We start from the raw sequence: 26,082 nt of genomic DNA on the forward strand, positions 1-26,082 counted from the left end.
CCACTTGTTAACCTTAACGGCCCCGACCCGTGAACAAGTGTTAACGACGCTGGCACGCTTCCTGCTCCGCAACGCATGTAGGTCATCGGAGGGCGCCCTTCTGTTCACCGATGGGACATCAGACGACAGAATGCGCGGAGCTGCTTAGCATGAACCAGAACGGATCGATCACGCTGTTCCAGTATTGGAACCGCTTGCGTGATGGACGCCCTGCCCCGAAGCGCTCGGAAGTGGAGCCGGCCGATATCAAGTCGCTGCTGGCCGACACCTTCATCCTGGAAAGGGACACGCGTGGGCAAGCGGTGTTCCGGCTGGCCGGCACAAGGCTCTGCGCCTCCTATGGCCGCGAACTCAAGGGGTTCTCCTTTCCCTCGCTATGGCGCGAGAAGGACCAGCGGCTGGTCTCGAAGCTGATCCATGGCGTGTTCGACCAGAAATCCGTCGTGCTGATCATGTTCGAGGGCTTCAGCCGCAACGGCCGTTCCAACAAGTTCGAACTGCTTGCCTTGCCGCTGGATGGCGGCGTCGAAAACCCGCGTTGCCTTGGCGTGATCAGCGCTGTGGAGAAGCCGTTCTGGCTGGGCGCCGACCCGCTCACGGACGCGTTGATCGATTCGATCCGTGTCATCGATCCCGAAAAAGAGTTGCTGGCGAGCCGGCCGGCGATCGACGTTCCCTCGCTTGTTCCCGCCGAACTGGAGGCGCCCGAAACCATCTCCGCGCTCGGCCGAGCGCGCCGCATCCGCCACCTCGTCGTCTTCGATGGCGGGCGCGAGGAATAGTTGACGATCCTACAGCCCCGCCTGCCCGTTTTTCCCCTTTGTTAACCCGCTTTGCTGTAGTTCTGGGATGAAGTCCCTGGCATCGGCGCGCGGGGATGCCAAACGGGGTGTAGGCAGTCATGAGGTCAGCGGCGGTCGACTACGCGCCGTCCCAAGCTGAGAGACGTAACTTTCAGCGCGTCCGGGTCAAGATATACGGGCGCTTCATGCTGGAAGACCGCACCGAACATCCTTGCCAGGTCGTCGATATGTCGCCGGGTAACGTCGCGTTTCGCACGGACCGCATCGGCATGCCCGGTGAAAAGGTCATCGCCTATGTCGACCATATCGGCCGCATAGAAGGCGTCGTCACCCGCACCTTGCAGGACGGTTTCGCAATGACGGTGATTGCGTCGGACCGCAAGAAGGACAAGCTCGCCGCGCAATTGACGTGGCTCGCCAACAAGCACGAGCTCGATCTGCCGGAAGACCGCCGCCACGAGCGCGTCGCCCCCCGCAACCCGACCAGCATCCTGCAGCTCACCGACGGCCGTCAGTACCAGTGCCGCATCATCGACCTGTCGCTCTCCGGCGCCGCGATCGAGATCGACGTCAAGCCGGCGATCGGCGTCCAGGTCATGCTCGGCACCATGCGCGGACAGATCGTGCGTCATTTCGAGGATGGCGTCGCCATCGAATTCGCCGTCATCCAGCGGCCTGAGACGCTCGATTCGGAATTCAACACGCCGCGCGCCTGAAGGCCGAACAGCGTTAAGATCAAAACCGGCCTTCGCGGCCGGTTTTTTTGTATTTCACGACAACGATTGACCACTCAAAAGTTTCAAATTTGATACCTATTCTAGGGACGTTTTACTCAATATCTACTGCGCGCTTTTGCGTCGAATAAATCCACCTGTGGCAATGTCTCCCTCGAACGGGGAGACAAAAACAATGAAGAAAACGAGAGGCAAGCTGTTGCTGATGGCAATGGCGATGCAGCTTTCCGCTTGGGGATCAGCATATGCCGCGGGACCGGCCTATATGCACACCGGCGGCCGCACCACACAGCCTGTCGGCCACTATGAATTCTGCCAGCGCATGCCGGGCGAATGCAGCGAGCGGACACCCAAGGGGGCGCCGGTCGAACTGACCCGCAAGCTGTGGGCGACGATCCTCAGCATCAACAATTCGGTCAATACCCGCGTCAAGCCGCGCACCGACATGGAAAACAACGGCGTCGAGGAATATTGGGCCTATCCCGACAACGGCTATGGCGATTGCGAGGACTACGCGCTGGAAAAGCGCCGCGAGCTGATGGACGCCGGCGTTCCGGCCGGCAACCTGTTGATGACGGTCGCGCGCCAGCCGAACGGTGACGGCCACGCGGTGCTGACCGTGCGCACCAGCCTCGGCGAGTTCATCCTCGACAATCTGGAAACCAAGGTCCTGTCCTGGACGGACACCGACTACACCTACCTCAAGCGACAGTCGGATACCAATTCCGGCGTCTGGGTGACGATCAACGACGGCCGCGCCGACGCGGTCGCCAGCGTCCGCTGAAGGCGTCGATCCATGGCGATCAACGCGCAGCGTTAGGGGACCGGCACGCGTGAACCAGAGACCAGGCGCTACGCATCAAGGCGATGCGCCTAAGGAGAAACCCGGTCGAGTCCCCACCCTCCCCGTCCCAACGACCGGGTCTAAGGAGCCGGCCCCGTCCCCGGGCCGGCTCCGCCATTTCTGGCTTAGACCTTCTCCAAACCCGCTTTGAAGCGCCTGCCGTTGGCGACATAGTGCGCGGCCGAGGCCCGCAACCTTGCAATCGCAGCCTCGTCCAGAACCCTGATCGCCTTGGCCGGCGAGCCGACGATCAGCGAATTGTCCGGGAATTCCTTGCCTTCGGTGACCAGCGCGCCGGCGCCGACCAGCGAATTCTTGCCGATCCTGGCGCCGTTGAGCACGATTGCGCCCATGCCGATCAGGCTGTTATCGCCGATGGTGCAGCCATGCAGCATGGCGCGGTGGCCGATCGTGCAGCCTTCGCCAATGGTCAGCGGGAAGCCGGGATCGGTGTGCATGACCGTGTGCTCCTGCACGTTGGTGTCGGCGCCGATCACGACAGGCTCATTGTCGCCGCGAATGACGACGCCGAACCAGAAGCCGGCATTGCGGCCGATGCTGATGTCGCCGATCAGCGTCGCATCGGGCGCGATCCAGTTTGAGCCCGCATCCGCGAAGTTCGGTTCGGTGCCATCGATCGCATAAAGCGGCATTTCTGGTCTCCGATTCGTCTCAAGCCTAGAAGTCGAACGACCCTAGGTTGGCACCTCCCAACACGCAACGGCCACAAGAACGATGCCGAGCGCCAGCGTCCAGGCGACCGCCGTGCAGCCACAGGAAATCAGCGCCACCGACGAAATGCGACCGTCGCGGCGGGCGTCCAAGGCATCGTTGACCAGCATGAACGGCCCGGCGCACGCGGTGGCGGCGAGCGAACGCAGTACGTGCGCGGAGGACACATAAGGCTCGGTGAACGCGACCTTGCGCCCGGCAACCAACTCCATCGCCGATCCGACCAGCCCGCAAGCCGTCAACCCGACAAGAAAAGCGAACGCAGTTAGCTCAACCGGGCCCATCTTTACCTTCCGTTTACCATGAAATCGCACAGTCGCTGGAAGGACTGCAAGAGCCGTGCCGTGCGATGCGTGCCGTCACGGGACAGGAATCCGGGGACAGAGATGAAGCAGGCAGCGATCGCCGACGACCCCGAATTCACCGTGGTCGATTCCACGTTGATGAAGCGGGTGTTCTACGCCTTCGCAGCACTCGCCCTGCTGTCGGTCGCAATCAGCCTGGGCGGCAAATGGTTCGGCCATTCGATCGCCATGGCCGGCTACACGGATGATGCGACGATGCGCAAGGTGGTGATCGGCAACAATGTCATCGCCGTGCCTGCCAACTTTATCCGTTTCGAACAGGCGCGGCGCGACGGCATCGCCTCGCGGCTCGACCTCTACCTGCGCTATCCCCAGATGGATGGCTACAGCGAAGCTGCCCGCGGCGATTTCAATCACACGGGGCCAGCCAAAAGCATCGTCTTCCTGTCCTTCGAACAGCAGATGATGTCTCGCGACATGAGCGGACGTTTCGGGCCGATCTACAGCGCGTTGATCGTGCAGCCCGGCACGGCAGGTCCGGGCGGCACGACGATTTACGGTTTCAACGCGAAATCAGGTTACCTCAACGAGGTGCTCGTTGTCGGCAACCGGCCCGGCAAGGACCCGTTCGTGGCCCGCTGCCTGAGTGGGCCGGCAGCCGAACAATCGCTGGCGCCTTGCGAGCGCGACATCCATGTCGGCGAGGATCTCAGCCTCACCTATCGCTTCCCGAAGGAATTTCTGGGGGATTGGCAGGCGCTTGACGCGGCAATCACCGCCGAGGCCGGGCGTGTCCTGAAGGCGGGACAGTGACGGGAAGGCCGGCCGCGTTTGCGTCCGGCATCGCCATGGGCGTGGGATCAGCCCAGATCGATGTCGAGGATCGCCATCGAGAAATTGTAGTCGCCGTCATCCTCGTCTTTGAAGACGATGCCGAGGAATTCGTCGCCGACGTAGACTTCGGCCGAATCCTCCTTGCGCGGCCGTGCCTTGACCTCGAGCTTGGGGTTCTGGAAGACGCGCTTGAAATAGGCGTCCAGCTTTCTGATTTCGTCAGGCTTCAACAGTCTTCTCCGATCATCGGGCTTGCTCGTTTGAACGGCGCTTCTGACACGTCGACGATGGCCATGTAAAGGCAAGCTCGCCGTATTGCACGGCAATCGAAGCCGCCGGCGCGAGCAGTGCGAAACTCCGCGACGCCCCTCAGTAAAACTAGATGTCGAAGCTGACGACCTGGTCCATCGTCTGCGACGGCAGAAGCTGGTCCATCTGGCGCGACGGCTGGTCGCAGCCGGTCTCGCCGACGACGCGAGCCGGCACGCCTGCGACCGTCTTGTTATGCGGCACCGGCGACAGCACCACCGAACCGGCGGCGATCTTGGAGCAATGGCCGATTTCGATGTTGCCGAGAATCTTGGCGCCGGCACCGATCAAGACGCCACGACGAATCTTGGGGTGACGGTCTCCGCCGGCCTTGCCGGTGCCGCCGAGCGTGACACCGTGCAGGATCGACACGTCGTCCTCGATGACCGCTGTCTCGCCGACGACCAGACCGGTGGCGTGGTCGATGAAGATGCCCTTGCCGATGCGGGCCGCCGGATTGATATCGGTCTGGAAGACCGAGGACGAACGGCTTTGCAGATAGAGCGCGAAATCCTTGCGCCCCTGGTTCCACAGCCAATGCGCCAGCCTGTGGGTCTGGATGGCGTGAAACCCCTTGAAGTAGAGCACCGGCATGATGAAGCGGTCGCAGGCCGGATCGCGGTCGTAATAGGCCTGGATATCGACACGCACGGTGGTCGGCCAATCCTTGTCGTCGGCCAGCATCGATTTGAAGGTCTGGCGGATGAGATCGGAGCCAATGTCCTGGTGCGCCAACCGCTCGGCCAGCCGGTGGATGACCGCCTCCTCCAGGCTCTCCTGATTGAGGATGGTCGAATAGAGGAAGGCGGCGAGCAGCGGGTCGCGATTGACCGCGTCCATCGCTTCGTCACGGATCGAGCGCCAGATCGGATCGACCGGCTGCAACGCGCTGTGTCGGGAAATGCTGATGCTGTTCATCGACGTCGTCCTGCCGCCTTGCCTAATGTCGGGCCGCACATATAAGCCAGATCATAGCACGATTGAACTCAATTTTCCTTAGTGCTCTGTCAAATGGATTTGGTTAGCGGGAATTCAAGCCGGCATGGAAAATGAACTCTTGCTCGACAATGCCCTCAAACGCGAGCTTTCCGCTCTCTATGAGAGACAGGACCGCCATTACCACAACCTTACCCATATCGAGGCGATGCTGGCGCTCGCCGGCGAGTACCAGAAGCTGCTCGACGATCCCGAGGCCGTCGAGGCGGCGATCTGGTTCCACGACGCCGTCTATGACAGCCGGGCTAAGGACAACGAGGCACAAAGCGCAGCACTCGCGGAAAAAAAGCTCGCGGGCCGCATCGACGCCCAGCGCCTCTGCCGCATCAGCGCCATGATCCTTGCCACCGCAACACACCAGTTGCCGGGCTTCGAAGACACGGCCGCGGTGCGTGACGCCGCTCTTTTCCTGGACATGGACCTGTCGATCCTCGGCGCAGCGCCGGATGCATTCGATGCCTATGAGCGCGCGATCCGCGCCGAATATCAATGGGTGGAGGAGCCGATCTGGCGGGCCGGACGCGGCGCGGTGCTGAACAGCTTCCTGACACGCCCGCACATCTTCCACAGCGAGGAATTCCGTCGGCGCTTCGAGCAGCAGGCCAGGCTGAATCTCACCCGGTCGCTCGAAGCGCTGCAAAAACCAGCGTGACATCTGGCTTGTGCATCAGGTTTTATCGGGCTCTTGCGCCGGGTCAAAGCGGATTTTCGGCGTAGAATTCCAGCACACGCCGCTTGAAGGTCTTGTCGCCGACGGCCAGCATATGGTCACGGCCTTCGATGTGGAAAGCCTTGGCGTTGGGCATCAGTGCGGCAAGTTCGTCGGGCGAGCCGCCAATGTCGTCGGTGGTGCCGACGGCGATCAGCGTCGGCTGGGCGATCCGGGCAATTTCATCCTCGCTCAGCAACTCGCGGGAGGTGGCGATGCAGGCCGCGAGCGCCCGGCGGTCGCTGCGAGTCTGGTCGGCGAAGGCGCGAAACGAACGGCCGCGGGGATGAGTGGTCTTGGCCGGATCGTCGGCAAGAAGGGCTGCCGCGATCGGATCCCAATCGCCGACGCCGTCGATCATGCCGATGCCGAGACCGCCGAAGACCAGCGTCGCCACCTTGTCGGGATCCGACAGCGCCAGGAATGCCGCTATCCTCGCGCCCATCGAATAGCCCATGACATGGGCGCGCCCGATGCCGAGATGATCGAGCAAAGCAGCCGCGTCCGAGGCCATCCGGGCCGGGGTGTAATCTGCCTCTTCGTAGCTTTTCGATGACGAGCCGTGGCCGCGATTGTCCAGCGCAATGGCGCGGTAGCCGTTATCGTTCAGCGTCTTGAACCAGCCGGGCGAAACCCAGTTGACGTAATGGCTGGAGGCAAAGCCATGGATCATCAGCACAGGATCGCCCCGGCCCGATTCCGGCTGGCGGTCGAGGAAGGCGATATCGAACCCGTCATGGGAAAAAAACTGCATCGGCTATACTGCCCGCGTCCTCAACCGCCACCGCCGTTCGGCGCATCGCCATTGTCCGATGGCGGCACCTCGGGGCCTGATATGGTGCCAACGGCCGGATGGCGCACCAGGTCGCCATAATCGATACCGTTCCTGGCGGCGGTGCCCGCCTTGAGCTCAAGCACGAAGCGCACCGGCACGCCGGGCGAAATGAGCGCCTGGGATTGCGGCTCGCCGTGCTTGACCGCCCGGATCTTGCCATCCTGGCCGATAAAAACCAGGTCAAGCGGCATCGGCGTGTTCTGCATCCAGAAGTTGACCTGCTGCTGCATGTCGAAGACGAACAACATGCCGTGATCGTCCGCCATGTCCTGGCGATACATCAAGCCGGCCTCGCGTTCAGCATCGGTGTCGGCGATTTCGATGGAAAAGGAGCGATCTCCGCCTTTCGTCGCCACGACCAGCGGCGTCGGGTCCACCGGCAGGGTCATCACCCGGCTGTCGGCCGCCGTCGGTGCAGGCGAATAGAAATAGGCGGCCGCGGCGACGATGACCGCAGCCAGGACGCACATTGCGCCCGCCGTAAGCCAATTCCTATGTGTCATGCGAAAATCCTCGGCAACCGCCCTAATGCGCGACCGGCAAGGTTCCCATATCGGGGTGGATTTCGGCAGCCATAAGGCCTTTGTCGCCGCGCCCGAAGCGGACAAGCACGACCTGCCCCGGCCGAAGCTCGGTGATGCCGTAGCGACGCAAGGTCTCCATATGGACGAAGATGTCCTCGGTGCCCTCGCCCCGGGTCAGGAAACCAAATCCTTTGGTGCGGTTGAACCACTTCACCAAGGCACGCTCCAGCCCGCTTTCGGGCGTCACCGAGACATGGGTGCGCTGTTCCTGCATTTCCGCCGGATGGACCGCTGTGGTGACATCCATCGAGAGAACCCGAAAAGCCTGCAATCCGCGCTCGCCCTGCTTGACGAGGCAGACAACGCGCGCTCCCTCCAGAGCAGTCTGGAAACCATCCCGTCTAAGGCATGTCACATGGAGGAGGATGTCGCCTGAAACGCCGTCATCCGGGAGGATGAAGCCATAGCCCTTGGCTACATCGAACCACTTGATGGCGCCGGATATTTCGGTCAGATCGACGGCATCGCCGCCTTCGTCGCGCTTCATGGCGTCGCCAAGGGTTTCGGACCGCCCCGTCAAAGAGGCTTTTTCCCCCATAAGAATGCCCCCTTTTTTCAAGAACACCGCAACTGATTCTTGACACCAGATTAACACTGCGGCTTCCGGTGAGTGCAAGACCTGACGTGCCTTTTTTCACGGTTCATTATGCGAATACCGGATTTGTTCTTTGGCGGCGCCGGCAGCCGCCTGGGATTTGCCCTTTGGACGGCCCACCCCTATGTTGCGCCGCAACCCAACAAGTCGAGGAAATCACATGCGCTATCTGCACACCATGGTCCGCGTCGCCGACATCGATGCTTCGCTCGATTTCTACTGCAACAAGCTCGGCCTGAAGGAAGTGCGCCGCTACGAAAACGAGCAGGGCCGCTATACGCTGATCTTCCTGGCCGCGCCGGAAGACGAGCAAAGCGGCATCGACGAGAAAGCACCGCTGGTCGAGCTCACCTACAATTGGGACCCGGAAGACTACAAGGGCGGCCGCAATTTCGGCCACCTCGCCTATGAAGTCGACGACATATACGCCACCTGCCAGCGGCTGATGGACAGCGGCGTCACCATCAACCGGCCGCCGCGCGACGGCAACATGGCTTTCGTCAAGTCGCCGGACGGAATCTCGATCGAACTTCTGCAGAAAGGTCCGGCGAAGGCAAAGGCCGAACCGTGGGCGTCGATGCCGAACACCGGAAGCTGGTGATCGATCACCTTTTCGGGCGGTCGGCAGCCGGCCTATGGCGGCGGGCGAGCTTGCGCCTATCTATGCGGCGATAGCGCCCGCCTCGAAAGCGGGCACCGTTTTGTGCGTTTCACCCTCGGAGATCCCTTCATGACGATCAGCCATGCCGATGTAACCACCGCACATGCAAGCCGTTATCTGCAGCAATTGTGCAAACATTGGGCGCACAAATTCCCCGTGGAATTCGATCCCAATCATGGCGCCATCGACCTTTCGCTCGGCCGCACCATCATGGATGCCGACGGAGCTGCGCTGCACATCACCGTGTCGAGCGACGACCCCGGCTCTATCGAGCGCCTTGAAAGCGTCGTCGCCGACCACATCAGACGCTTTGCGTTTCGCGAGGAGCTGACGTTCGACTGGAAACGCGCCGAGGCGGCGTAGGCTCTTCTCCGCGCATTACGGCAGGCATTAATCAGCCGCCGCCGGGCTTGCCGGCCATCTCCAGCAGCGCCAGCACCGAGCGCCAGTTGCGCGCAGTGCCAGGTACCTTCAGTACGCGTGGGATCAGATTGGCAAACACCGATTTGCCCAGTCCGCCGGGTGCATGCAGGTAAAGCACGTCGCCCTTGATCTCGAACCGCTCCGGACCCGTACATTTTTCGGCCAGCCGCGCCGCCTCCTCGGCGGTAGGCGCGCGCTCCAGCGCATACGCGTGCAGCTTTGTCGGCTCCTCGGCAATCTCCGGATAGGGATTTTCCCTGACCAGCCGTTCGACCCAGCCGAGATCGCGCACCATGATGCGCGAATGAAAACCCCATTTCTCCTCGAAAGCCGCTTCGATCTGTTTGGTCAGCGTGGCGGCGTCTCCCTCCTTCGCCCGGAACACCGCGTTGCCGCTCTGCACGTAGGTAGCGACATCGCAAAACCCGAGATCCTCGAAGAACGCCCGCAACTCGGCCATCCTGACGATGCGGTTGCCGCCGACATTGATGCCTGAAAACAGGGCGATGAAGACGTTTCCGCTCATATGATGAACCCGGCCAATGTCTCGTTGTCGGTGATATCCTGATACTGGACGCCTTCGGCCTCGAAATTCGCTTTCAGCAGGTCGAAATTGCGGCGATCCTTGGTTTCGATGCCGATCAGAACCGAGCCGAAATTGCGTGCCGACTTCTTCAGATATTCGAACCGGGCGATGTCGTCGTCCGGCCCCAGCATTTCAAGGAAGTCGCGCAGCGCGCCCGGCCGCTGCGGAAAGCGGATGATGAAGTATTTCTTCAGGCCCTCGAAGCGCAGTGCCCGTTCCTTGACGTCCGGCAGCCGTTCGAAATCGAAATTGCCGCCCGAAACCACGGCCACGATGGTCTTGCCGCGGATTTCCTTCCTGGAAAAATCCTTCAGCGCATCGATAGCCAGCGCGCCGGCCGGCTCCAGCACCACGCCCTCGACATTGAGCATCTCGATCATGGTCGCGCAGAGCCGGTTTTCCGGGATCAACCGCACCGTGTCGGTGGCGAAGTCCTTGAGGTGACGCAGGGGCTCACGGCCGATCTCGGCGACCGCCGCGCCGTCGACGAAATTATCGACCTTGGCGAGTTTGAGCCGTCTTCCCGCCGCAAGGCTCTCGCGCAGGCTTGGCGCCCCTGCCGGTTCGCAAAAGACGAAGCGCGCCTCACGCCCCTGATCGGCGAAGTAGTGCGTCACCCCTGCGGCCAGACCTCCGCCGCCGACCGGCAGCATGACGATGTCGGGCATGCCCGCGCCGGGCATCTGGTGGGCGATCTCATAGGCGACCGTCGCCTGTCCCTCGATGATGTCCTTGTGGTCGAAGGGCGGCACCATATGAGCGCCGGCGCTTTCGGTGAATTCGATGGCGGCGCGATAGCAATCGTCGAAGAAATCGCCGACGAGCCTGATCTCGACGAAGTCGCCGCCGAACAGCCGCGTCTTGTCGATCTTCTGCTGCGGCGTCGTCACCGGCATGAATACAACGCCCTTTTTACCGAAATGACGGCAGACGAAGGCGAAACCCTGCGCATGATTGCCGGCGGAAGCGCAGACGAACAGTTCGGCCTGATTGCCTTCGCCAAGTGCCTTGCGGAAGAAGTTGAAGGCGCCGCGGATCTTATAGGAGCGCACCGGGCTCAGGTCCTCGCGCTTCAAAAGCACCCGCGCGCCGGTCTTCTTCGACAGATAGTCGTTCTCCTGCAGCGGCGTTTCCGGAAAGATCCGGCGGATCGCGGAAGCAGCGGTGGCAACACGGGAAGAGAAGCTGGTCATCGGAAAGCCACCTTGAACGCATGTCGTTTGGGAACGTCTATCATCGATTGGCTGCGGAACGCCCTTTTGTCGCGAGCCTTGCCGCCAAGCAACCCGATTCCGTCTATTGCACAGGCGACCCCGTGAAACCATTGCCCGTCACTCATGTTCCCAAGCGGTCGGCGTTTAGTGACATATTTGCCGTTAGTTGGAGGTGATTGTTCATGTAATTCTTAAAATCCATGCGGGTGCCAAGGCCCGTCGGGGCTCGCCCTGATGCAGTCTGGCTTTCGTGCAACACTGCGGCGGCGGTCGCGAGACGCCGACCGCTTTTCGGCTGGGCACGACTTACTTCCGCCGCACTTGCGCTGTCGGGGGAGACTTGCGGAGGCGATTGGCCTTTTCGGGCCGGAGTGGAATTTCAGACGTGCCGTTGAAGACGATTTTTGCCATTGGCCTAGCCTTGCTTGTCGCGGGCTGCGCGGGACAGCAGACCCAGGAACTGCTCGGCAGCGCCATCGTGGCAGCGCCGGTGACCGAGATCGCCGGCAATCACAGCATCTTCATCGCCACCACGCGCAAGAAATCCGACGATCCGAACAAGGTCTTCGACGGCGAGCGATCGGCCACGCTGAACTACGCCCGCGTCAACGTCACCGTGCCCGGCATCCACCAGACCGGGCAGATCGAACGCCGCTCGCGCGGCAAGTCGAACGATCCGGCCAAGTATTTCATGGCCTCCGAGGTCGTCGGCTACGACACCCAGCCGAAATTCGCCAATGCGCTAAGTGCTGACATCGCGGCGCGCGGCGACCGCGTCATGGTCTTCGTCCATGGCTACAACACCGGCTTTGACGACGCCGTTTACCGCCTGACCCAGATCGTCCACGATTCCGGCTATCCCGGCACGCCCGTGCTGTTTTCCTGGGCATCCGGCGCCAAGACCACCGACTATGTCTACGACAAGGAAAGCGCCAGCGCTGCGCGCGACCAGCTCGAAGTGACGTTGCGCATGCTGGCGCAGACCGGCGCGCGGCGCATCGATATCGTCGCCCATTCGATGGGAACCTGGGTGACCATGGAGACGCTGCGCCAGCTCGCCATCACCGGCGACCGTGATCTCGGCGGCAAGCTCGGCGACGTCGTGCTCGCATCGCCCGACATCGATGTCGACGTGTTCAAGAGCCAGATGCGCCGCTATGGCAAACCCAACAAGCCGTTCATCCTGTTGTTGTCCGATGATGACCGCGCGCTCCGGCTCTCCGGTCTGATTGCCGGCGCGCGGCCGCGCGTCGGCGACTACAAGGACGCCGCCGACCTTGCATCCTACGGCGTAACGGTCGTCGACCTCTCCAAGATCAAGGGAGCGGACAGTTTCAACCATACGAAATTCGCCGACAATCCCGCGCTGGTGAAGATGATCGGCCAACGGCTGCGCGAAGACGATGGATTTGCCAGCGACCGCGACGTGACCGACCGCATCAGCCTGCTCGGCCAATAGATGCATCGCCGCGGGTTCGCGTGGCCCGCTCGGCCTTGCGACAGACTCGACCAACTTTGAACTGGACCGCGCCGGCCTCTGGCCTTATCGAAATATCCAGCGACGTCACGCGTTTGACGTCCTCCTTTGCGGGAGCCGGCGTGTGACGGTGCATTCGAAGAGTTTCGTCGTCATTGCGTTCACGCTGCTGGTCGCAGGCTGCGCCGGCCGAAACACGCACGATCTGCTGAACAGGACGACGGTTGCCGTACCCGCGTCCGACATCGCGGCCACCCACGAGATATTCGTCGCCACCACCCGCCAGAAGGCGACCAAGGACCCGCGGCAGGTATTCGACGGCGATCGCTCCTTGACCACCAGCTTCGCCCGGGTCGACGTCACCGTGCCGAAAAGTCACAAGGTCGGCATGATCGAGCGTGTCCGGGGGTCTGCCAACAGCAATCCAGCCAAGGATTTCACCGCCAAGGATGTCGCGTTCTATGCGGATGCGCCGCAATTCGCCAAGGCGGTCGGTGCCGACATCGCCATGCGCGGCGACCGTGCGCTGGTTTTCGTGCACGGGTTCAACAATGGTTTCGACGACGGCATCTACCGGCTGACGCAGATCGCGCACGACACGAAATATCCGGGCACGCCGGTGCTGTTCTCCTGGGCCTCGAGCGGCAAGGCGACGGGCTACATCTACGACAAGGAGAGCGCCAACGCGGCGCGTGACGACCTCGAGGCAACGCTCAGGATGCTGGCCAAGACGCGGGCTAAGAGCATCGACATCGTCGCCCATTCGATGGGAACATGGGTGACCATGGAGGCGCTGCGCCAGCTTGCCATCACCGGCGACCGCGATCTCGACGGCAAGCTTGGTTATGTCATCCTGGCCTCGCCCGACATCGACGTCGACGTGTTCAAGAAACAGATGATCCGCTACGGCAAGCCGGACAAACCGTTCGCCATCCTGCTTTCCGCGGACGACCGGGCGCTCAAACTGTCTTCCCTGATTTCGGGCGACAAGCCCCGCGTCGGCGACTATGGCGACGCGGCCGATCTGGCCAGCTATGGCGTGTCTGTGGTCGATCTCAGCCAGACCAAGGGTGGCGACCGGCTGAACCACGCCAAATTCGCCGACAATCCGATCCTGGTTCAGTTGCTCGGCGACCGGCTGCGGGCCCCGGCCGGCCTGGCGTCGGACGAACCTCCAGTGCAGCTCAACAATCTCGGCCAAGGCCTCGGCAAGGCCGTCGGCTCGGTTGCCGAGATCGTCATCACCACGCCGTTCAAGGTGCTGACGATCGCCACCGGCGGATGAGCGAAGCGACCGCAACTGCTCTTATACGAAGAGGTCGACCTTCTGGAAGGTCGTCACGTCGATCAGGCCGACATCGGAAATCCTGAGCTCCGGAATGACGACCAGCGCCAGCAGCGAGTGCTGCATGTAGGCGTTGTTCAGCGAGCAGCCCATCTGGCGCATGGCCTCGGTCAGTTTGTCGGCCTTGGCCGCGACGATTTCGGCCCGCTCGTCCGACATCAGCCCGGCGATCGGCATTTCGACCAGTGCCAGTTCCTTACCCTTGGAAAACAGCACGACGCCGCCACCGACCTCGCCCAGTCGGTTGACCGCCAGCGCCATATCCCGCTTGTTGGTGCCGACGACGATGATGTGGTGGGCATCATGCGCCACGCTCGACGCCATCGCGCAATCGCCGATGTAACCGAAGCCGGAGACAAAGGCATTGGTGACGCCGCCGGTACCCCTGTGGCGCTCGACCAGCGCGATCTGGCAGACGTCGTTGCGGCGATCCATGGCGACCAGCCCGTCCTCGACGGCGAGATCCGCTTCCAGCGCCCGCGTCGGTGCCTGATTTTCGATGACCCCGATGACCCGGACCCGGACCCGGACTTCGTTCGCGCCGTTGGGTGCCGTGATGTCGAAATCGTGGGCCTTCAGCTTCTTGCCGAGCTTGACGGTGTTCTTCGCCGCCTTGGGATAGTCGTAGACCGGAATGTCGATGTCGAGCTTGCCGGCCTTGGCCAGCCTGACGCCACGCGCATAGACCTCGTCGATGGTCATTTCGGCGAGATCCGAGACGATTAAAAGGTCAGCCAGCCGCCCCGGTGCGATCGATCCGATCTCGCGCTCCAGCCGGAAATGCTGAGCGGTGTTGAGCGTCGCCATCTGGATCGCGGTCACCGGTTTCAAGCCCTGGCTGATGGCGTGGCGGACCACGCGGTCCATATGCCCCTGGTGAACCAAGGTGCCGGAATGGCTGTCGTCGGTGCACAGGATGAAATTGCGCGGATCGATGCCGCCCTCGGTAACCGCCTTGATCTGCGAGGCGACGTCGTACCAAGCCGAGCCCAGCCGAAGCATCGCCTTCATACCCTGGCGCACGCGGGCGATGGCATCTTCGGCGCGCGTGCCCTCATGGTCGTCCTCCGGGCCGCCGGCGACATAGCCATGGAACGGCAAGCCGAGATCGCGCGAGGCATAGTGCCCGCCGACGGTCTTGCCGGCTTTCACGGTCGCGGCGATCTCGCCCGACATCACAGGATCGTTGGCGGCTACGCCAGGGAAATTCATCACCTCGCCCAGCCCGATGATATTTTCCCAGCCCATCGCCTCGGCGACGTCGGCGACCGTCAGTTCGGCGCCGGCATGTTCGAGCCCGGGGGCCGAGGGCACGCAGGACGGCATCTGGACATGCACGTTGATCGGCATGGCGACGGCCTCGTCATGCATCAGCCGCACGCCGGGCAGGCCGAGCACATTGGCGATCTCGTGCGGATCGATAAACATCGAAGTCGTGCCGTGCGGGATCACCGCGCGGCAGAATTCGGTCACCGTCACCATGCCGCTCTCGACATGCATGTGCGCGTCGCAAAGACCGGGCACCAGATAGCGCCCGCCGGCATCGACCACCTTGGTGCCCTGCCCGATGGCATGGCCGGCATTCGGGCCGCAATAGGCGAAGCGGCCGCCGGCAATGGCGATGTCGGTGCCGGCTACGATCTCGCCGGAGTGGACATTGACCCAGCGCCCGTTGCGGATGACGAGATCCGCGGGTTTCCTGCCCATGGCGACATCGACCAGATGTGTCGCCATTTCAGTCCATGGTCTGGGTTTGCTGCCCGACGGCGTGTTCGCCATGAAGCGACTCCTGTTTGCCCGACTGTGCCAAGCCGCCACGGTTTTGACCAGCCTCACACCTTCTCCCGATTGTTCCAAGACCGACGGAGAGCGTAAATCGGCCGCACAGAAATGCGATTCCGTTTTGCCGCAAATCGGGTTACCGTGCCTGCCAGGATCTTCCAGCTCTTCGTTCGGGCAGTTCGATGCGTCGCCTAATGCTTGCAAGTGTCGGTTTTCTTGCCGCTCTGGCCGCACCGGCTTTCGCAGCCGAACCTGTGGCCGATGTGCCGATGACCGCGCCCGGTTTCGACTGGACCGGCCACTATGCCGGCCTGCAAGGCGGTTATGGCTGGGGCAGTTCCGACATCTCGGGAACCGAGGGCGAGCCGTTTGCCGCCTCGCCAGACCTCGACGGCGGTTTCGTCGGTGGCCATGTCGCCGGTCTGTGGCAATTCGACCAGGCTGTGCTCGGCGCCGAAGCAGAGCTTAACTATTCCTCGGCAAAGGGCGCCGAAGAACTGGGTGCGGGAAATCTGCTCGGCACGGATGTCAAGTGGTTCGGTTCCATCAATGCCAAGGCCGGCTATGCGATGGATCGGTTCCTGATCTACGGCATCGGCGGCGTCGCCTTTGCCGGCATCGAAACCTCGCAAGATGCCGGTACCTCGTTCGACAACACGCGAACCAGCATAGGCTGGACGGTTGGCGCCGGCATCGACTATGCGCTGACCGACAGGTTCGTCGTCGGGGCGCAGTATCGCTACTATGATTTCAGCAAGGAGCATTTCGATGCGCCGGACGATTTTCTCGATCGCGACCAGAATGTGAAGCTGAATACGGTCGGCATCAATCTGAGCTACAAGTTCTGAGCCCCATCGCCGCGCCCGGTCACCGGGCAGGATCATGCTCGATCTCGCATGGTCCGTGACGGCAATTCTACGGCAATTCCAAGGACTGAGGGGCCGGCGTCCCCAGTGGGCGGGGGGATGGGTTGGGCCTGGTAGACGCCGGCCTCGACGGATCAGATCCGCCGCGCAGACACCGTATCATTGCCTGCGGCGCGCGGAATTGCGTGATCGCACCAGTATCACCATGCCCGCTTGTCTGAACGTCACCGGCGCAGAACTTGATGCCGCGTGCCGTTTATGATCCTGCCCTCGCACGCAGGCGCGCGTCCGCCATCGCAGTACCCGCGCCCGATCGCGCAGTAAACACTCAAAGAATTGCATCGAGAAAAGAGCCATCGAACCGCAAGTGCGGACGAAGGTCCAAGAACATCAGCAAGACCTTGGTCCGAATACCTACAGCAGAGGTCCGATCAGCTCTCCTGCAAGGAACGTACTCGCATTCCTTTCATTTGTTGAACGGGTGCAGCAATGGTCCTTCATGTGCCCACGAGAGCAGGGTTGCCATCGTTGCACCCTCAACCCCCTGCTCATTTCGCAGGCAGAAAGCTCAAATCGAGACCTCGTGCGGCTTGAGCTGTCGTGAAACTACCCCCGAGGGATCTGGAATGGAGAAACACTTATGAAAGCGATTTTTCTGACAAGTGCCATGGCGCTCGTTTTCGTTGCAATGCCGGTTGTCGCTTCGGCGGCAGAAGCCGACGTCGTCATCAAAACCCATCGCCATCATCACCGTCACGTGGCAGTGATCAACGATCAGGGCCATCGCCTCCATCATCGGCGCCATGGCACGGTGGCTTTCTATGACCAAGGTCGCCGGCATCATCGCCGCGACACCGTCGTCATAACGGGCTCAACTGAACGCCGTCACCACCGGCATCACCCAGTGGTGATCTACGACAGCAACGACTAATATTGTGCAATCCGGCCCGGCTGATCGCCAACCCTGCCGGGCCGTGCCCGCGAGCGGCGGACCGACAACAAGGGAAGTGGAGGCTGAGGAAGCCAGGCGGGTCTTCCCTGTTGAAAATGAGTGCTTAATCGCAGCCCGGGTATGAGAGGCCGGTCGTGCTCTCCAGCTTGAGCTTCTGGTCCCTCAAGAGGGCGCCAGTAAAAAATAAACGCCGGCGACCAGTGTCGATGTCAAACAAATCGCCATTGCCACGACCACCTTGGTCGCGAACCGCTCGGCTCTCGCGCAAAGCGCGTCAGCAAAATCGTCGCTCTGGATACTTTTCAAGAGCGGCTTGGTGTCGACGCCAGCCATGTGATTGTCGTTGTCGGGGATTGTGACACGGTCACGGCCATCAGTTTTGATGGAACCAGGGGTCATGCTTTGCCTCACGAAGCGTCGGATTGACATCAGCCACCGTTCGACGGAGCTGCCGGATTCGCCGATGCGGACGGCACTTTGGCTTTGGGAGCGTCAATCTTGACGCCAAATATTTTTTCCGCCTGCAGAACAATGGCCACGGCAGCGCTGCCGCCAGAATTTACCACAGCGGGGCCGGCTGCCATGATCGGCCTCCAGTTGAAGATCATTAGCAAACGCAACGCACGCTTCCTACCGGCGGTTCCACTGCTGGGGCTTGGGTCCTATTGAACATGCGACCAAAGTCAGATCGTGGCGCGCAAAAGGCCCAAACCCACGGTTGTTTGGAACCCACGCGTCTAAGAGCGATTGCCTGACAGGCCATTGAACGATGGTTCCCCTGATCGATGGCCAGCATTGGGAGCCCTTGCCAACCCTGGCAATCCTTCGGGCGCCACCGCGCTTCGCGTCAAGCCCAACGAGAGAGAAAGGAAGCAACAATGAGAACCGATCTTACAACCGTCGTAGCGGGATTCCTGCTGCTTGCCGGCATCGGTGCCGCCGCCGCACAGGATGTGGTCATTCAGCCGCAGGACGAAACCGTCATACAAGAATACGTAAAGAAACAGCCTCTGGCCTCAGTCAAGATTCCCGGCGTCGAGCTCAATGTCGGGACCGCCCTGCCCGACACGGTCGAGCTTCATGAAATTCCCAACGTCAAATATCGCTACGTCGTCGTGGACAATCACACCGTCGTCGTGGATCCCGGCACACGCAAGATCGTAAAGATTATCCAGTGAGCGCTTGAACGCCACGATCCGCCGTTTCAGGTCGGCGGATCGTGGCAACGTTCGCCGAGGGCCCATAGCCGACGGCGCGCCTCGGCGCACGGTCGCCGAGCCGCCGCTAAGAGACCCGGGTGGCACCCGTTGGTGGCGGCTAGGCTCTGCAGAGCATTGAAGTAGAGTTAAGGTGGTGCGGACGACGGGAATCGAACCCGTACGATCAGAGATCGAGGGATTTTAAGTCCCTTGCGTCTACCAATTCCGCCACGTCCGCGCGCCTTTCGTTTCAACTACCTAGGCGATCTCGTCAATCGGGGCCATGCAGTCCCAAAAAAGCGTTGTGCAAAACACGTTCGTTTTCATTCGCCCCGCACCGATTCTTCGTCCCGCAGGCGTTCAACGCCCCCGGGTGCCAAGGGCGACCGGTATCGATCAAACAGCGATCGGATTGAGCTTCAGATGCTGGATCAGGATGATGGTCTTCGCATCGATGATGCGACCATCGGCGATGCCGGCCAGAGCTTCGTCGAGCGGCATTTCCAGCACCTCGATGTCCTCGCCTTCGTCGGCGGCGCCGCCACCGGCCGAAATGCGGTCGGCGGGCGAATAGAGGGCGGTGAAGAACCAGAGCCGCTCGGTGACGCTGCCCGGGCTCATATAGGGCGAGAACAGCCGCTCCACATGGTTCAGCCGATAGCCAAGCTCTTCCTCAGCCTCCTTGCGGATGCAGGTCTCCGGATCGTTTTCGTCGAGCAGTCCCGCGCAGGCCTCGACCAGCGGCTCGCGGTGGCCGGTGACATAGGCGGGATAGCGGAACTGGCGCACCAGGAGCACGGTTGAACGCTGGGGATCATAGGGCAGGATCACCGCGCCATCGCCGCGATCGTAAGTCTGGCGGATTTGTGTCTCCCATTGTCCGTCGCGGCGACGGTAGTCGAGGACGGTCTTCTTCAGAACCGCCCAGTCGTCGGATAGGATTTCTTCAGAACGGATGCGGATACGATCTTCCATCGGCTGCCTCCACGTTACCCGGGAGGCGTAGCCGCGAACCGGCGTTCACGCAATCGGGGCAGCGGTTGGTCCAGTAAGCATTTCACTCTCTCGTGTGTGGCATGGCGGCGATCGATCGCCTAAATAGCGCATCCTATTCCCGGAGTGTCGTTCATGACCACATCGCTTTTCCAGCCGATCACGCTCGATGGCTTGAGCTTTCCCAACCGCATCGCCGTCGCGCCGATGTGCCAGTATTCGGCCGAGGACGGCTCGGCGAGCGACTGGCATCTCCACCACTGGATGAACCTGGCAATGTCCGGCGCCGGCATGGTCACGGTCGAGATGACCGATGTCGAGCGGCGTGGCCGCATCAGCCATGGCTGCCTCGGCCTCTATTCCGAAGACAATGAAGCCGCTGCGCGCCGCGCCCTGGACGCAGCAAGGCGCGTGGCCGCACCCGACACCAAATTCGGCACTCAGCTTGCCCATGCCGGCCGCAAGGCCTCGAACCGCAAGCCTTGGGAGGGCGGCGGACCGCTGCAGCCGAACGAGGATCCCTGGCAGACCGTCTCGGCCTCGGCAATCGCCTACGATACCGGCTGGAACGTGCCGCGAGCGCTGGAGGAAGAGGAGATCCTCCAGCTCATCGAGCGGTTCGCCGAGGCGGCGAGGCGGGCCGAACGCGCGGGCTTTGACTTCATCGAGCTGCACGCGGCGCACGGCTATCTGATCTTCCAGTTCCTGTCGCCGCTCTCCAACCAACGCACGGACCGCTGGGGCGGCTCGCTGGAAAACCGCATGCGTCTTGTCGTCGAGATCGCCAAGGCGGTAAAAAAAGCAGCGCCAAAACTGATGCTGGGCGCCCGGCTGTCGGTCAAGGATTGGGTCGATGGCGGTTTCGACGTCGAGGATGCGATCGAAGTGGCGAAAGCGCTGAAGGCCGAAGGCGTCGCTTATCTCTGTTGCTCGAGCGGCGGCAATTCACCCTTGCAGAAACTGCCCTCCGGCCCCGGCTACCAGGTGCATCTGGCGGAAGCCGTGCGCAGGGGCGCCGGCATCCCTACCCGCGCGGTCGGTCTGATCGACGATCCCAGGCAGGCAGAGGCGATCATCGCCGAAGGCCGCGCCGATATGGTTGCGCTGGCGCGCGCCTTCCTCGCCGACCCGCGCTGGGGGTGGCGAGCGGCCGCCACGTTCAGCGAGACGATCCATCCCGCGCCGCAGCTCGCGCGCTCGGTGACGACGATGCAGCACTGGATGAAGGCGGCGGGCTGAGCGGCCCTTCCGAGAAGGCGGAACGCGTCGTCGGACGACCGCCGCAATAGAGCTTCCAAGGAGGTCTGGGACGTTTGGGCGCAGGCTGAAGACACGGTTGCAACCAAATTGACTGCTTTGCGTTGCGGCCATGATGGACAACAAGCCTTTTGAAACACCGGTCGTGGTCGAACTCGGCCATGTCGGCAAATATCGCCACATCCGCAGTACCCAGGAGGCGGCGGAGTGCCTGATGACGGTTTGGCCGCTCAATCGCGGCCCCCGTCATCGTGATGCTCTCGACACTTGCCTCAAAGTGCTGGAAGGTTATCGTTCGACAGCGGATGCGCGCCGGGCCCTTATCGAAGCCGCCAGGGAATCGGAAGTGCTGGTGCCAGACGACAAGCTGTCCGACGACCGCCTGCATTGAGCGGACGGACCTTTAAACCGGAGGTTTTTGATGGCGAAGCTGACTTACAAGATCGTCGAGCATGACGGCGGCTGGGCCTACAAGGTCGGAGCGACCTTCTCGGAGACGTTTCCCACGCATCAGGACGCGTTGCGGGCCGCCGAGATCGCTTCAGCCGAGCAGCAGGTCGCGGGGTCGACGGACGGCATCCAGTACGAGGATGCCGACGGCAAATGGCATGAGGAACTGGCTGATGGACGCGACCGGCCGCAGACCGAGGTTTCCGACTGATCTTCAGCCCAAAGCCCGATCGCCCCAAAGGCCGGCCGCCCCGGAGCGCCGACCGCGGACGTCGGGAGAGAAAACGTCCTACGGTCAGCAGGGAGCTTACGGCTGATTATTTGCCGCAGTACTGGTCATTGACGTTGCCTTGAGCATTGGCGTCCGGACCCGGGGTGTTGTGAGCACATGGGCCCATCCCACCGGTATTGCCTTGGGTGCTCAACCCGGAGCCGTATGCGTTAATGCTCCCGGTGGTGCTCTGGTCGATGGCTGATGAATCCTCATTGCCGAACAGCGACCAATTGTTCCACCAATTGTCATGGTTGTAATACCTGCCGTCCGTCGACTGCGCCATCGCCGATGTGGCAAGACCGGCCGTCAGAACGAATGCCGCGAGAAGTTTTTTGTACATTGGATCACTCCGTTTTGTCTTCGTCGCCTTGGGTGCGACACGGGGCAAACCAGTCATCAGCCGAATGGTTCCTTGAATTCCTTGTGAAGCGTCGGTGAAGCGACGATCCACGGCGTGGACCACAAGCATCGCCAGCAGGAGCAACGCCGGCAGGCACCGGCGGCACAACGATCAGCCGTGCAGCTTCGCGGCGATTTCGGCGACGCGCCCGCCCTGGAACTTCGCGCCTTCGAGTTCCTGCGCCGAAGGCTGGCGCGAACCGTCGCTGTCGCTTGTGGTGGTCATGCCGTAGGGCGCCCCCCCACGCACGACATCGTTGCCCATCTGAGCCTGATAGGCATAGGACAGGGGAACGATGATCATGCCGTGGTGCTGAAGCATGGCCTGGGTGCTGATCAGCGCCAGTTCCGCGCCGCCGTGCTGGGTCGCGGTCGAAGACATCACCGAGCCGATCTTGTTGATCAGCGCGCCCTTGACCCATAGCGGGCCGGTCTGGTCGAAGAAGTTCTTCAGTTGCGCGCACATCATTCCGTAACGCGTCGAGGCGCCGACGATGATCGCGTCATAGTCGCTCAGTTCCAGCGGGCTGGCGATCGCCGCTTCCTGGTCGAGCTTGTAGTGGGCGGCCTTGGCGACCGCTTCGGGCACGAGTTCGGCGACGCGCTTGATGGTCACCTCGGCACCGGCTTCGCGAGCGCCTTCGGCTGCGGCCTTGGCCATCTGCTCCATGTGACCCCAGCTCGAATGGTAGAGAACAAGTACTTTGGCCATTTGCGTCTCCTTGACGTGATGATCCTCGTCCGCCCGGCCACGCCAGGGTACTTAGGGCGCCAATATTCGGGGAATACCGCGTAGGCGGGCACAGTTTGTTCACCGGTCGGGTGGCATTGCCGCTGGCCGCGTGCCGCGCTATTTCAGGCGACCCCGTTTTTGCCGGAGCCTTCGATGTCTGAAATCGTTACCGCCGCCATGCTCATCATCGGCGATGAGATCCTGTCCGGCCGCACCAAGGACAGGAATATCGGCCATCTGGCTGACATCATGACGGCCATCGGCATCGACCTGAAGGAGGTGCGCATCGTTCCCGATGAGGAAGACGAGATCGTCGCAGCGGTAAATGCAGTGCGGGCCCGCTATACCTATGTGTTCACAACCGGCGGCATCGGCCCGACCCATGACGACATCACAGCCGATTCGATTGCCAAGGCCTTCGGCGTGCCGTGCGAATACGATGCCAAGGCCTATGCCCTGCTGGAAGCAAGCTATGCCGCTCGCGGCATCGAATACACCGAGGCCCGCAAGCGCATGGCCCGAATGCCGCGCGGCGCCGACCATATCGACAATCCGGTGTCGGTCGCGCCCGGATTCCGCATCGGAAATGTCCACGTGATGGCGGGCGTGCCCTCGATCTTCCAGGCCATGCTCGACAATGTCGTGCCGACGCTGAAAGCCGGCACGAAAATGCTGTCGGCAGCGGTGCATTGCCCGTTCGGCGAAGGTCTCGTCGGCGGGCCGCTGGGCGAGATCCAGAAAGCGCATCCGGACACGATCATCGGCTCCTATCCGAAATACGGCGACGGCAAGTTCTGGACCGAACTGGTGGTCCGTGCCCGCAGCCAGCAGGCCCTGGACGCTGCGCGCGCCGATGTCGAGGCGATGGTGGCCGGCTTTGCCAGCAGCGCGAGCTGATCCGGTCCAGGCCGGAACCAAGCACAACGCGGCGACGTTTCCTTGCCGCGGGCGGATCGCTCGCAAAATGAGGGGATCACCATGCGCTTCAAGACCATCGTCGCCATTCTGCAGAACGAGCAGGACGCGGAGCGCGTGCTCGACTTCGCCATTCCGCTTGCCGGCCGCTTCCAGAGCCATCTGATCGGCATCCACGCCGAAGCGCTTCCGGTGCCCTACACGTCGGCCACCGGCTTTCCCGACACCGAGTTCCTGCAGGTTTCGGCCGACATGAACCGCGAACGGGCCGAAAAGCTGCGGGCCGCGTTTCTCAGGCATATCGAGAATTCCGGCCTGTCCTTCGAATGGCACAGCCTGGAGAGTTTTTCCGGCGACAGCGCCCTGACCGGCATTTCAAGCGTGCGTGCCGCCGACCTGATCATCGCCGCGCAGCGCGAGACGGGCGGCGATGCGAGCGCCGACGTCGACACGCTGGTCTACGACGCCGGACGGCCGGTGCTGGTGGTGCCGCACCTGGGTCCGCTGATCACCACCTTCAAGCGTGTGCTGCTTGCCTGGAACGGCAGCAAGGAGGCCGCACGCGCCGCGTTCGATGCGCTGCCCTTCATCATCGAGGCCGACAAAACCGACATTCTGGTCATCGATCCGCCGGACACGCTCGATGAACGCCCCGAGGCCGCCGGAGCGGAAATCGCTTCCGCCTTGTCGCGTCATGGCGCCAGCGTGAGTGTCTCGGTGCAGAGATCGGGCGGCACCTCGGTCGACGAGGTGATCCAGACCAGGATCGCGGAGACCGGCGCCGATTTGCTGGTGCTTGGCGCCTACAGCCACTCGTGGCTGCGCCAGCTCCTGTTCGGCGGAGTGACGCGCTCCGTGCTGCGCACCGCGCCGGTGGCGGCTTTCCTGTCGCGGTAAGTTCACAGTGTCGTTTGCGGCCGCTCTTGCCAAGCGCGAGGTTTTCCAGTTACTTCCGCGCGCATTCCCCTGTTTTCTGCGCGCGACCGCGCGTGCTGCGGAGTGCGCGAAAGATGTCCCTTCCCGAAAAAGCCTTTCCGGTCTCCTGGGACCAGTTCCACCGCGATGCGCGCGCGCTCGCCTGGCGGCTTGCCGGCACCAACAAGGCGCAATGGAAAGCGATCGTCTGCATCACGCGCGGCGGCCTCGTGCCGGCGGCGATCATCTCGCGGGAGCTTGGCATCCGCGTTATCGAGACGGTCTGCGTCGCCTCCTATCATGACTACAGCAGCCAGGGGCAGCTGCAGGTGCTGAAGGAGGTCACGCCGGCCCTGCTTGCCGACGACGGCGCGGGCGTGCTGATCATCGACGACCTGACCGACACCGGCAAGACGGCTGGCATCGTGCGCGCCATGATGCCGAAGGCGCATTTCGCCACCGTCTACGCCAAACCGAAGGGGCGACCGCTGGTCGATACTTTCGTCACCGAGGTCAGTCAGGATACCTGGATCTATTTTCCCTGGGACATGGGCTTCACCTACCAGAAGCCGATCGCCGACGATCACGCCGGCTGATTCGCGGCAAGCAACCTGCTGCAAATCGAGCCGCAGGGAAGTCTCATCCACTAGGCAAAAGGTCTCGCGAGGCTGGCTGGCGCGCGGAAATCGGCGTCTATTGGCGAAAATCGGCCATCCTGATGAAAGTTTTTACTTTTATTGCCGATAATTAGCCGTAAGATTCGTGAGACGGCAAACGATTCTGGAGGCTGGGGCTAGCTTCTCCTATGCTGACGAGGCTAACGACGCACAACCATCTGGCCGAAAGGGTCCGGCGACTCTTCGGCACCGCGCCGTGCCGTCTGCAGGTAGCCGCCCTGCCCTGGCGCGAAACCGGAAACGGCGTCGAGATCATGCTGATTACCAGCCGCGATACCGGCCGCTGGGTGCTTCCGAAGGGCTGGCCTGAAGCCAGGGAGCCGCTCTGCGAAGCCGCGGCGCGCGAGGCTGTCGAGGAAGCCGGACTGCGCGGGACGATCTCGCATCTCGAGGCCGGCCGCTATTTCTACGCCAAGGCCCTGGCCTCCGGCGAGGAAGTGCCGTGCGAGGTATTGGTGTTCCCGCTGCATGTCGACAAGGTCGCCGACCATTGGAAGGAAAAACGCTCCCGCACCCGCAAATGGGTCAGTTCGAGCGAAGCGGTGCGCATGGTCAACGAACCGGATCTTTGCCAGATCATCGCCTATTTCTGCGCCGACCCGCGCCGGTTTGCCTGAACCCGGGACCGGCCGCGCCACCAAGCAGCTCGGACGGGGGCGCCTGCGGCGTGAATGCTTTTCTAAT

Annotated in this window: 34 protein-coding genes and 1 tRNA gene; 19 read left to right on the forward strand and 16 right to left on the reverse strand. The window is 62.2% G+C overall.

The window, feature by feature from the left end:
* Window positions 1-149: 149 nt before the first annotated feature.
* The 3 genes from FJ953_RS28170 (at window position 150) to FJ953_RS28180 (ending at window position 2,321) form a co-directional block, all read left to right on the forward strand.
* Entirely contained in the window at window positions 150-782 is a 633-nt protein-coding gene (locus FJ953_RS28170; RefSeq protein WP_140493687.1) for a PAS domain-containing protein, read from the forward strand.
* Window positions 783-901: 119 nt separating this feature from the next.
* On the forward strand, window positions 902-1,519 hold the full coding sequence (locus FJ953_RS28175) for a PilZ domain-containing protein (RefSeq protein ID WP_140493689.1): 618 nt from the start codon (window positions 902-904) through the stop codon (window positions 1,517-1,519).
* 193 nt (window positions 1,520-1,712) lie between these two features.
* Window positions 1,713-2,321 carry a transglutaminase-like cysteine peptidase gene (locus tag FJ953_RS28180; protein WP_140493691.1) on the forward strand — a complete coding sequence of 203 codons (609 nt, stop codon included), beginning with the start codon at window positions 1,713-1,715 and terminating at the stop codon, window positions 2,319-2,321.
* Window positions 2,322-2,506: 185 nt separating this feature from the next.
* Here the strand turns inward: FJ953_RS28180 and FJ953_RS28185 are convergent, their stop codons facing one another.
* A complete protein-coding gene (locus FJ953_RS28185; RefSeq protein WP_140493693.1) occupies window positions 2,507-3,034 on the reverse strand; it encodes a gamma carbonic anhydrase family protein in 528 nt (175 codons plus the stop codon).
* Window positions 3,035-3,076: 42 nt separating this feature from the next.
* Window positions 3,077-3,397 (reverse strand): hypothetical protein, encoded by a 321-nt coding sequence (locus FJ953_RS28190; RefSeq protein WP_140493695.1) that lies wholly within the window; start codon window positions 3,395-3,397, stop codon window positions 3,077-3,079.
* Window positions 3,398-3,499: 102 nt separating this feature from the next.
* Here FJ953_RS28190 and FJ953_RS28195 point away from each other — a divergent pair, with 102 nt between their 5' ends.
* Window positions 3,500-4,231, forward strand: coding sequence for a hypothetical protein (locus tag FJ953_RS28195; protein ID WP_140625534.1), 732 nt, complete (start codon window positions 3,500-3,502; stop codon window positions 4,229-4,231).
* A 47-nt stretch (window positions 4,232-4,278) separates the two neighbouring features.
* On the opposite strand, the gene FJ953_RS28200 is transcribed toward FJ953_RS28195, so the two are convergent.
* Both FJ953_RS28200 and cysE read right to left on the reverse strand, forming a co-directional pair.
* The gene (locus FJ953_RS28200; protein ID WP_019857879.1) at window positions 4,279-4,482 is read right to left on the reverse strand and encodes a DUF3126 family protein; all 204 of its coding nucleotides are present in this window, start codon (window positions 4,480-4,482) and stop codon (window positions 4,279-4,281) included.
* 148 nt (window positions 4,483-4,630) lie between these two features.
* On the reverse strand, window positions 4,631-5,479 hold the full coding sequence (cysE, locus tag FJ953_RS28205) for a serine O-acetyltransferase (protein ID WP_140493699.1): 849 nt from the start codon (window positions 5,477-5,479) through the stop codon (window positions 4,631-4,633).
* 124 nt (window positions 5,480-5,603) lie between these two features.
* Here cysE and FJ953_RS28210 point away from each other — a divergent pair, with 124 nt between their 5' ends.
* A complete protein-coding gene (locus FJ953_RS28210; protein ID WP_140625535.1) occupies window positions 5,604-6,209 on the forward strand; it encodes a hypothetical protein in 606 nt (201 codons plus the stop codon).
* A 43-nt stretch (window positions 6,210-6,252) separates the two neighbouring features.
* On the opposite strand, the gene FJ953_RS28215 is transcribed toward FJ953_RS28210, so the two are convergent.
* Genes FJ953_RS28215 through FJ953_RS28225 form a run of 3 tightly spaced genes read right to left on the reverse strand, consistent with a single transcriptional unit; the run spans window position 6,253 to window position 8,172 of the window.
* Window positions 6,253-7,020 (reverse strand): alpha/beta hydrolase, encoded by a 768-nt coding sequence (locus FJ953_RS28215; protein WP_140625536.1) that lies wholly within the window; start codon window positions 7,018-7,020, stop codon window positions 6,253-6,255.
* Window positions 7,021-7,040: 20 nt separating this feature from the next.
* Complete coding sequence (locus FJ953_RS28220; RefSeq protein WP_140625537.1) at window positions 7,041-7,604, reverse strand: DUF192 domain-containing protein; 564 nt, start codon at window positions 7,602-7,604, stop codon at window positions 7,041-7,043.
* A gap of 22 nt (window positions 7,605-7,626) precedes the next feature.
* Window positions 7,627-8,172, reverse strand: coding sequence for a cold-shock protein (locus tag FJ953_RS28225; RefSeq protein WP_181165163.1), 546 nt, complete (start codon window positions 8,170-8,172; stop codon window positions 7,627-7,629).
* 268 nt (window positions 8,173-8,440) lie between these two features.
* On the opposite strand from FJ953_RS28225, the gene gloA reads away from it, so the two are divergent.
* Together gloA and FJ953_RS28235 are read left to right on the forward strand one after the other, a co-directional pair.
* The gene (gene gloA, locus FJ953_RS28230) at window positions 8,441-8,881 is read left to right on the forward strand and encodes a lactoylglutathione lyase (RefSeq protein ID WP_140522101.1); all 441 of its coding nucleotides are present in this window, start codon (window positions 8,441-8,443) and stop codon (window positions 8,879-8,881) included.
* A 129-nt stretch (window positions 8,882-9,010) separates the two neighbouring features.
* Window positions 9,011-9,304, forward strand: coding sequence for a DUF2218 domain-containing protein (locus FJ953_RS28235; protein WP_140493709.1), 294 nt, complete (start codon window positions 9,011-9,013; stop codon window positions 9,302-9,304).
* 31 nt (window positions 9,305-9,335) lie between these two features.
* Here the strand turns inward: FJ953_RS28235 and FJ953_RS28240 are convergent, their stop codons facing one another.
* Together FJ953_RS28240 and ilvA are read right to left on the reverse strand one after the other, a co-directional pair.
* Window positions 9,336-9,890: a DUF1697 domain-containing protein gene (locus tag FJ953_RS28240; RefSeq protein ID WP_140625538.1), complete on the reverse strand. Its 555-nt coding sequence runs from the start codon at window positions 9,888-9,890 to the stop codon at window positions 9,336-9,338.
* Window positions 9,887-11,143, reverse strand: a complete 1,257-nt coding sequence (ilvA, locus tag FJ953_RS28245) for a threonine ammonia-lyase IlvA (protein ID WP_140625539.1) — start codon at window positions 11,141-11,143, stop codon at window positions 9,887-9,889. The genes FJ953_RS28240 and ilvA overlap by 4 nt, the downstream gene beginning before the upstream one ends.
* 406 nt (window positions 11,144-11,549) lie before the next feature.
* Between ilvA and FJ953_RS28250 the strand changes: the two genes are divergently transcribed.
* Window positions 11,550-12,623, forward strand: a complete 1,074-nt coding sequence (locus FJ953_RS28250; RefSeq protein ID WP_140493715.1) for an alpha/beta hydrolase — start codon at window positions 11,550-11,552, stop codon at window positions 12,621-12,623.
* Between the two features lie 142 nt (window positions 12,624-12,765).
* On the forward strand, window positions 12,766-13,926 hold the full coding sequence (locus FJ953_RS28255; RefSeq protein WP_140517656.1) for an alpha/beta hydrolase: 1,161 nt from the start codon (window positions 12,766-12,768) through the stop codon (window positions 13,924-13,926).
* A 21-nt stretch (window positions 13,927-13,947) separates the two neighbouring features.
* Here FJ953_RS28255 and ade read toward each other — a convergent pair whose 3' ends face one another.
* Window positions 13,948-15,765: an adenine deaminase gene (gene ade, locus FJ953_RS28260; RefSeq protein ID WP_140625540.1), complete on the reverse strand. Its 1,818-nt coding sequence runs from the start codon at window positions 15,763-15,765 to the stop codon at window positions 13,948-13,950.
* A 185-nt stretch (window positions 15,766-15,950) separates the two neighbouring features.
* Between ade and FJ953_RS28265 the strand changes: the two genes are divergently transcribed.
* Together FJ953_RS28265 and FJ953_RS28270 are read left to right on the forward strand one after the other, a co-directional pair.
* Window positions 15,951-16,616 carry an outer membrane protein gene (locus FJ953_RS28265; RefSeq protein WP_140561012.1) on the forward strand — a complete coding sequence of 222 codons (666 nt, stop codon included), beginning with the start codon at window positions 15,951-15,953 and terminating at the stop codon, window positions 16,614-16,616.
* Between the two features lie 658 nt (window positions 16,617-17,274).
* Window positions 17,275-17,565, forward strand: coding sequence for a hypothetical protein (locus FJ953_RS28270; protein ID WP_140625541.1), 291 nt, complete (start codon window positions 17,275-17,277; stop codon window positions 17,563-17,565).
* Window positions 17,566-17,748: 183 nt separating this feature from the next.
* Here FJ953_RS28270 and FJ953_RS28275 read toward each other — a convergent pair whose 3' ends face one another.
* Window positions 17,749-17,985 (reverse strand): hypothetical protein, encoded by a 237-nt coding sequence (locus tag FJ953_RS28275; RefSeq protein WP_140517659.1) that lies wholly within the window; start codon window positions 17,983-17,985, stop codon window positions 17,749-17,751.
* 29 nt (window positions 17,986-18,014) lie between these two features.
* Complete coding sequence (locus FJ953_RS30645; RefSeq protein ID WP_181171663.1) at window positions 18,015-18,170, reverse strand: hypothetical protein; 156 nt, start codon at window positions 18,168-18,170, stop codon at window positions 18,015-18,017.
* Between the two features lie 294 nt (window positions 18,171-18,464).
* On the opposite strand from FJ953_RS30645, the gene FJ953_RS28280 reads away from it, so the two are divergent.
* On the forward strand, window positions 18,465-18,764 hold the full coding sequence (locus FJ953_RS28280) for a DUF1236 domain-containing protein (RefSeq protein WP_140493726.1): 300 nt from the start codon (window positions 18,465-18,467) through the stop codon (window positions 18,762-18,764).
* Between the two features lie 173 nt (window positions 18,765-18,937).
* Here FJ953_RS28280 and FJ953_RS28285 read toward each other — a convergent pair.
* Window positions 18,938-19,023 (reverse strand) — tRNA-Leu (locus tag FJ953_RS28285).
* Between the two features lie 158 nt (window positions 19,024-19,181).
* A complete protein-coding gene (locus FJ953_RS28290) occupies window positions 19,182-19,760 on the reverse strand; it encodes an NUDIX domain-containing protein (protein ID WP_140625542.1) in 579 nt (192 codons plus the stop codon).
* A gap of 153 nt (window positions 19,761-19,913) precedes the next feature.
* On the opposite strand from FJ953_RS28290, the gene FJ953_RS28295 reads away from it, so the two are divergent.
* The 3 genes from FJ953_RS28295 (at window position 19,914) to FJ953_RS28305 (ending at window position 21,696) form a co-directional block, all read left to right on the forward strand.
* Window positions 19,914-21,017, forward strand: coding sequence for an NADH:flavin oxidoreductase/NADH oxidase (locus tag FJ953_RS28295; RefSeq protein ID WP_140493730.1), 1,104 nt, complete (start codon window positions 19,914-19,916; stop codon window positions 21,015-21,017).
* 130 nt (window positions 21,018-21,147) lie between these two features.
* Complete coding sequence (locus tag FJ953_RS28300) at window positions 21,148-21,426, forward strand: DUF982 domain-containing protein (protein ID WP_032920128.1); 279 nt, start codon at window positions 21,148-21,150, stop codon at window positions 21,424-21,426.
* 30 nt (window positions 21,427-21,456) lie between these two features.
* Window positions 21,457-21,696, forward strand: a complete 240-nt coding sequence (locus FJ953_RS28305; RefSeq protein WP_140493732.1) for a DUF2188 domain-containing protein — start codon at window positions 21,457-21,459, stop codon at window positions 21,694-21,696.
* 106 nt (window positions 21,697-21,802) lie between these two features.
* On the opposite strand, the gene FJ953_RS28310 is transcribed toward FJ953_RS28305, so the two are convergent.
* Window positions 21,803-22,099, reverse strand: a complete 297-nt coding sequence (locus FJ953_RS28310) for a hypothetical protein (RefSeq protein WP_140558510.1) — start codon at window positions 22,097-22,099, stop codon at window positions 21,803-21,805.
* Between the two features lie 171 nt (window positions 22,100-22,270).
* Window positions 22,271-22,870: an NAD(P)H:quinone oxidoreductase type IV gene (gene wrbA / locus FJ953_RS28315; protein WP_140625543.1), complete on the reverse strand. Its 600-nt coding sequence runs from the start codon at window positions 22,868-22,870 to the stop codon at window positions 22,271-22,273.
* A 174-nt stretch (window positions 22,871-23,044) separates the two neighbouring features.
* Here wrbA and FJ953_RS28320 point away from each other — a divergent pair, with 174 nt between their 5' ends.
* The 4 genes from FJ953_RS28320 to FJ953_RS28335 all read left to right on the forward strand — a co-directional run bounded on the left by FJ953_RS28320 (window position 23,045) and on the right by FJ953_RS28335 (window position 26,015).
* Window positions 23,045-23,788, forward strand: a complete 744-nt coding sequence (locus tag FJ953_RS28320; RefSeq protein ID WP_140625544.1) for a competence/damage-inducible protein A — start codon at window positions 23,045-23,047, stop codon at window positions 23,786-23,788.
* Window positions 23,789-23,869: 81 nt separating this feature from the next.
* A complete protein-coding gene (locus FJ953_RS28325) occupies window positions 23,870-24,703 on the forward strand; it encodes a universal stress protein (RefSeq protein WP_140493736.1) in 834 nt (277 codons plus the stop codon).
* 113 nt (window positions 24,704-24,816) lie between these two features.
* Window positions 24,817-25,317 (forward strand): xanthine phosphoribosyltransferase, encoded by a 501-nt coding sequence (gpt, locus tag FJ953_RS28330; RefSeq protein WP_140493737.1) that lies wholly within the window; start codon window positions 24,817-24,819, stop codon window positions 25,315-25,317.
* 209 nt (window positions 25,318-25,526) lie between these two features.
* Entirely contained in the window at window positions 25,527-26,015 is a 489-nt protein-coding gene (locus FJ953_RS28335; RefSeq protein ID WP_140625545.1) for an NUDIX hydrolase, read from the forward strand.
* Window positions 26,016-26,082 lie beyond the last annotated feature (67 nt).

It is taken from the genome of Mesorhizobium sp. B2-3-6, assembly GCF_006442305.1.
Taxonomy (GTDB): Bacteria; Pseudomonadota; Alphaproteobacteria; order Rhizobiales; family Rhizobiaceae; genus Mesorhizobium.

Coding starts and splice junctions, on each gene's coding strand:
- FJ953_RS28335 (WP_140625545.1), top strand. CDS start 25,527: ATGCTGACGAGGCTAACGACGCACAACCATCTGGCCGAAAGGGTCCGG.
- FJ953_RS28175 (WP_140493689.1), top strand. CDS start 902: ATGAGGTCAGCGGCGGTCGACTACGCGCCGTCCCAAGCTGAGAGACGT.
- FJ953_RS28235 (WP_140493709.1), top strand. CDS start 9,011: ATGACGATCAGCCATGCCGATGTAACCACCGCACATGCAAGCCGTTAT.
- FJ953_RS28270 (WP_140625541.1), top strand. CDS start 17,275: ATGAAAGCGATTTTTCTGACAAGTGCCATGGCGCTCGTTTTCGTTGCA.
- gpt (WP_140493737.1), top strand. CDS start 24,817: ATGTCCCTTCCCGAAAAAGCCTTTCCGGTCTCCTGGGACCAGTTCCAC.
- FJ953_RS28275 (WP_140517659.1), bottom strand. CDS start 17,985: ATGACCCCTGGTTCCATCAAAACTGATGGCCGTGACCGTGTCACAATC.
- FJ953_RS28195 (WP_140625534.1), top strand. CDS start 3,500: ATGAAGCAGGCAGCGATCGCCGACGACCCCGAATTCACCGTGGTCGAT.
- FJ953_RS28325 (WP_140493736.1), top strand. CDS start 23,870: ATGCGCTTCAAGACCATCGTCGCCATTCTGCAGAACGAGCAGGACGCG.
- gloA (WP_140522101.1), top strand. CDS start 8,441: ATGCGCTATCTGCACACCATGGTCCGCGTCGCCGACATCGATGCTTCG.
- FJ953_RS28180 (WP_140493691.1), top strand. CDS start 1,713: ATGAAGAAAACGAGAGGCAAGCTGTTGCTGATGGCAATGGCGATGCAG.
- FJ953_RS28300 (WP_032920128.1), top strand. CDS start 21,148: ATGATGGACAACAAGCCTTTTGAAACACCGGTCGTGGTCGAACTCGGC.
- FJ953_RS28265 (WP_140561012.1), top strand. CDS start 15,951: ATGCGTCGCCTAATGCTTGCAAGTGTCGGTTTTCTTGCCGCTCTGGCC.
- FJ953_RS28295 (WP_140493730.1), top strand. CDS start 19,914: ATGACCACATCGCTTTTCCAGCCGATCACGCTCGATGGCTTGAGCTTT.
- FJ953_RS28240 (WP_140625538.1), bottom strand. CDS start 9,890: ATGAGCGGAAACGTCTTCATCGCCCTGTTTTCAGGCATCAATGTCGGC.
- FJ953_RS28280 (WP_140493726.1), top strand. CDS start 18,465: ATGAGAACCGATCTTACAACCGTCGTAGCGGGATTCCTGCTGCTTGCC.
- FJ953_RS28225 (WP_181165163.1), bottom strand. CDS start 8,172: ATGAAGCGCGACGAAGGCGGCGATGCCGTCGATCTGACCGAAATATCC.
- FJ953_RS30645 (WP_181171663.1), bottom strand. CDS start 18,170: ATGGCAGCCGGCCCCGCTGTGGTAAATTCTGGCGGCAGCGCTGCCGTG.
- FJ953_RS28215 (WP_140625536.1), bottom strand. CDS start 7,020: ATGCAGTTTTTTTCCCATGACGGGTTCGATATCGCCTTCCTCGACCGC.
- FJ953_RS28310 (WP_140558510.1), bottom strand. CDS start 22,099: ATGTACAAAAAACTTCTCGCGGCATTCGTTCTGACGGCCGGTCTTGCC.
- ilvA (WP_140625539.1), bottom strand. CDS start 11,143: ATGACCAGCTTCTCTTCCCGTGTTGCCACCGCTGCTTCCGCGATCCGC.
- FJ953_RS28305 (WP_140493732.1), top strand. CDS start 21,457: ATGGCGAAGCTGACTTACAAGATCGTCGAGCATGACGGCGGCTGGGCC.
- ade (WP_140625540.1), bottom strand. CDS start 15,765: ATGGCGAACACGCCGTCGGGCAGCAAACCCAGACCATGGACTGAAATG.
- wrbA (WP_140625543.1), bottom strand. CDS start 22,870: ATGGCCAAAGTACTTGTTCTCTACCATTCGAGCTGGGGTCACATGGAG.
- FJ953_RS28220 (WP_140625537.1), bottom strand. CDS start 7,604: ATGACACATAGGAATTGGCTTACGGCGGGCGCAATGTGCGTCCTGGCT.
- FJ953_RS28170 (WP_140493687.1), top strand. CDS start 150: ATGAACCAGAACGGATCGATCACGCTGTTCCAGTATTGGAACCGCTTG.
- FJ953_RS28185 (WP_140493693.1), bottom strand. CDS start 3,034: ATGCCGCTTTATGCGATCGATGGCACCGAACCGAACTTCGCGGATGCG.
- FJ953_RS28320 (WP_140625544.1), top strand. CDS start 23,045: ATGTCTGAAATCGTTACCGCCGCCATGCTCATCATCGGCGATGAGATC.
- FJ953_RS28210 (WP_140625535.1), top strand. CDS start 5,604: ATGGAAAATGAACTCTTGCTCGACAATGCCCTCAAACGCGAGCTTTCC.
- cysE (WP_140493699.1), bottom strand. CDS start 5,479: ATGAACAGCATCAGCATTTCCCGACACAGCGCGTTGCAGCCGGTCGAT.
- FJ953_RS28290 (WP_140625542.1), bottom strand. CDS start 19,760: ATGGAAGATCGTATCCGCATCCGTTCTGAAGAAATCCTATCCGACGAC.
- FJ953_RS28190 (WP_140493695.1), bottom strand. CDS start 3,397: ATGGGCCCGGTTGAGCTAACTGCGTTCGCTTTTCTTGTCGGGTTGACG.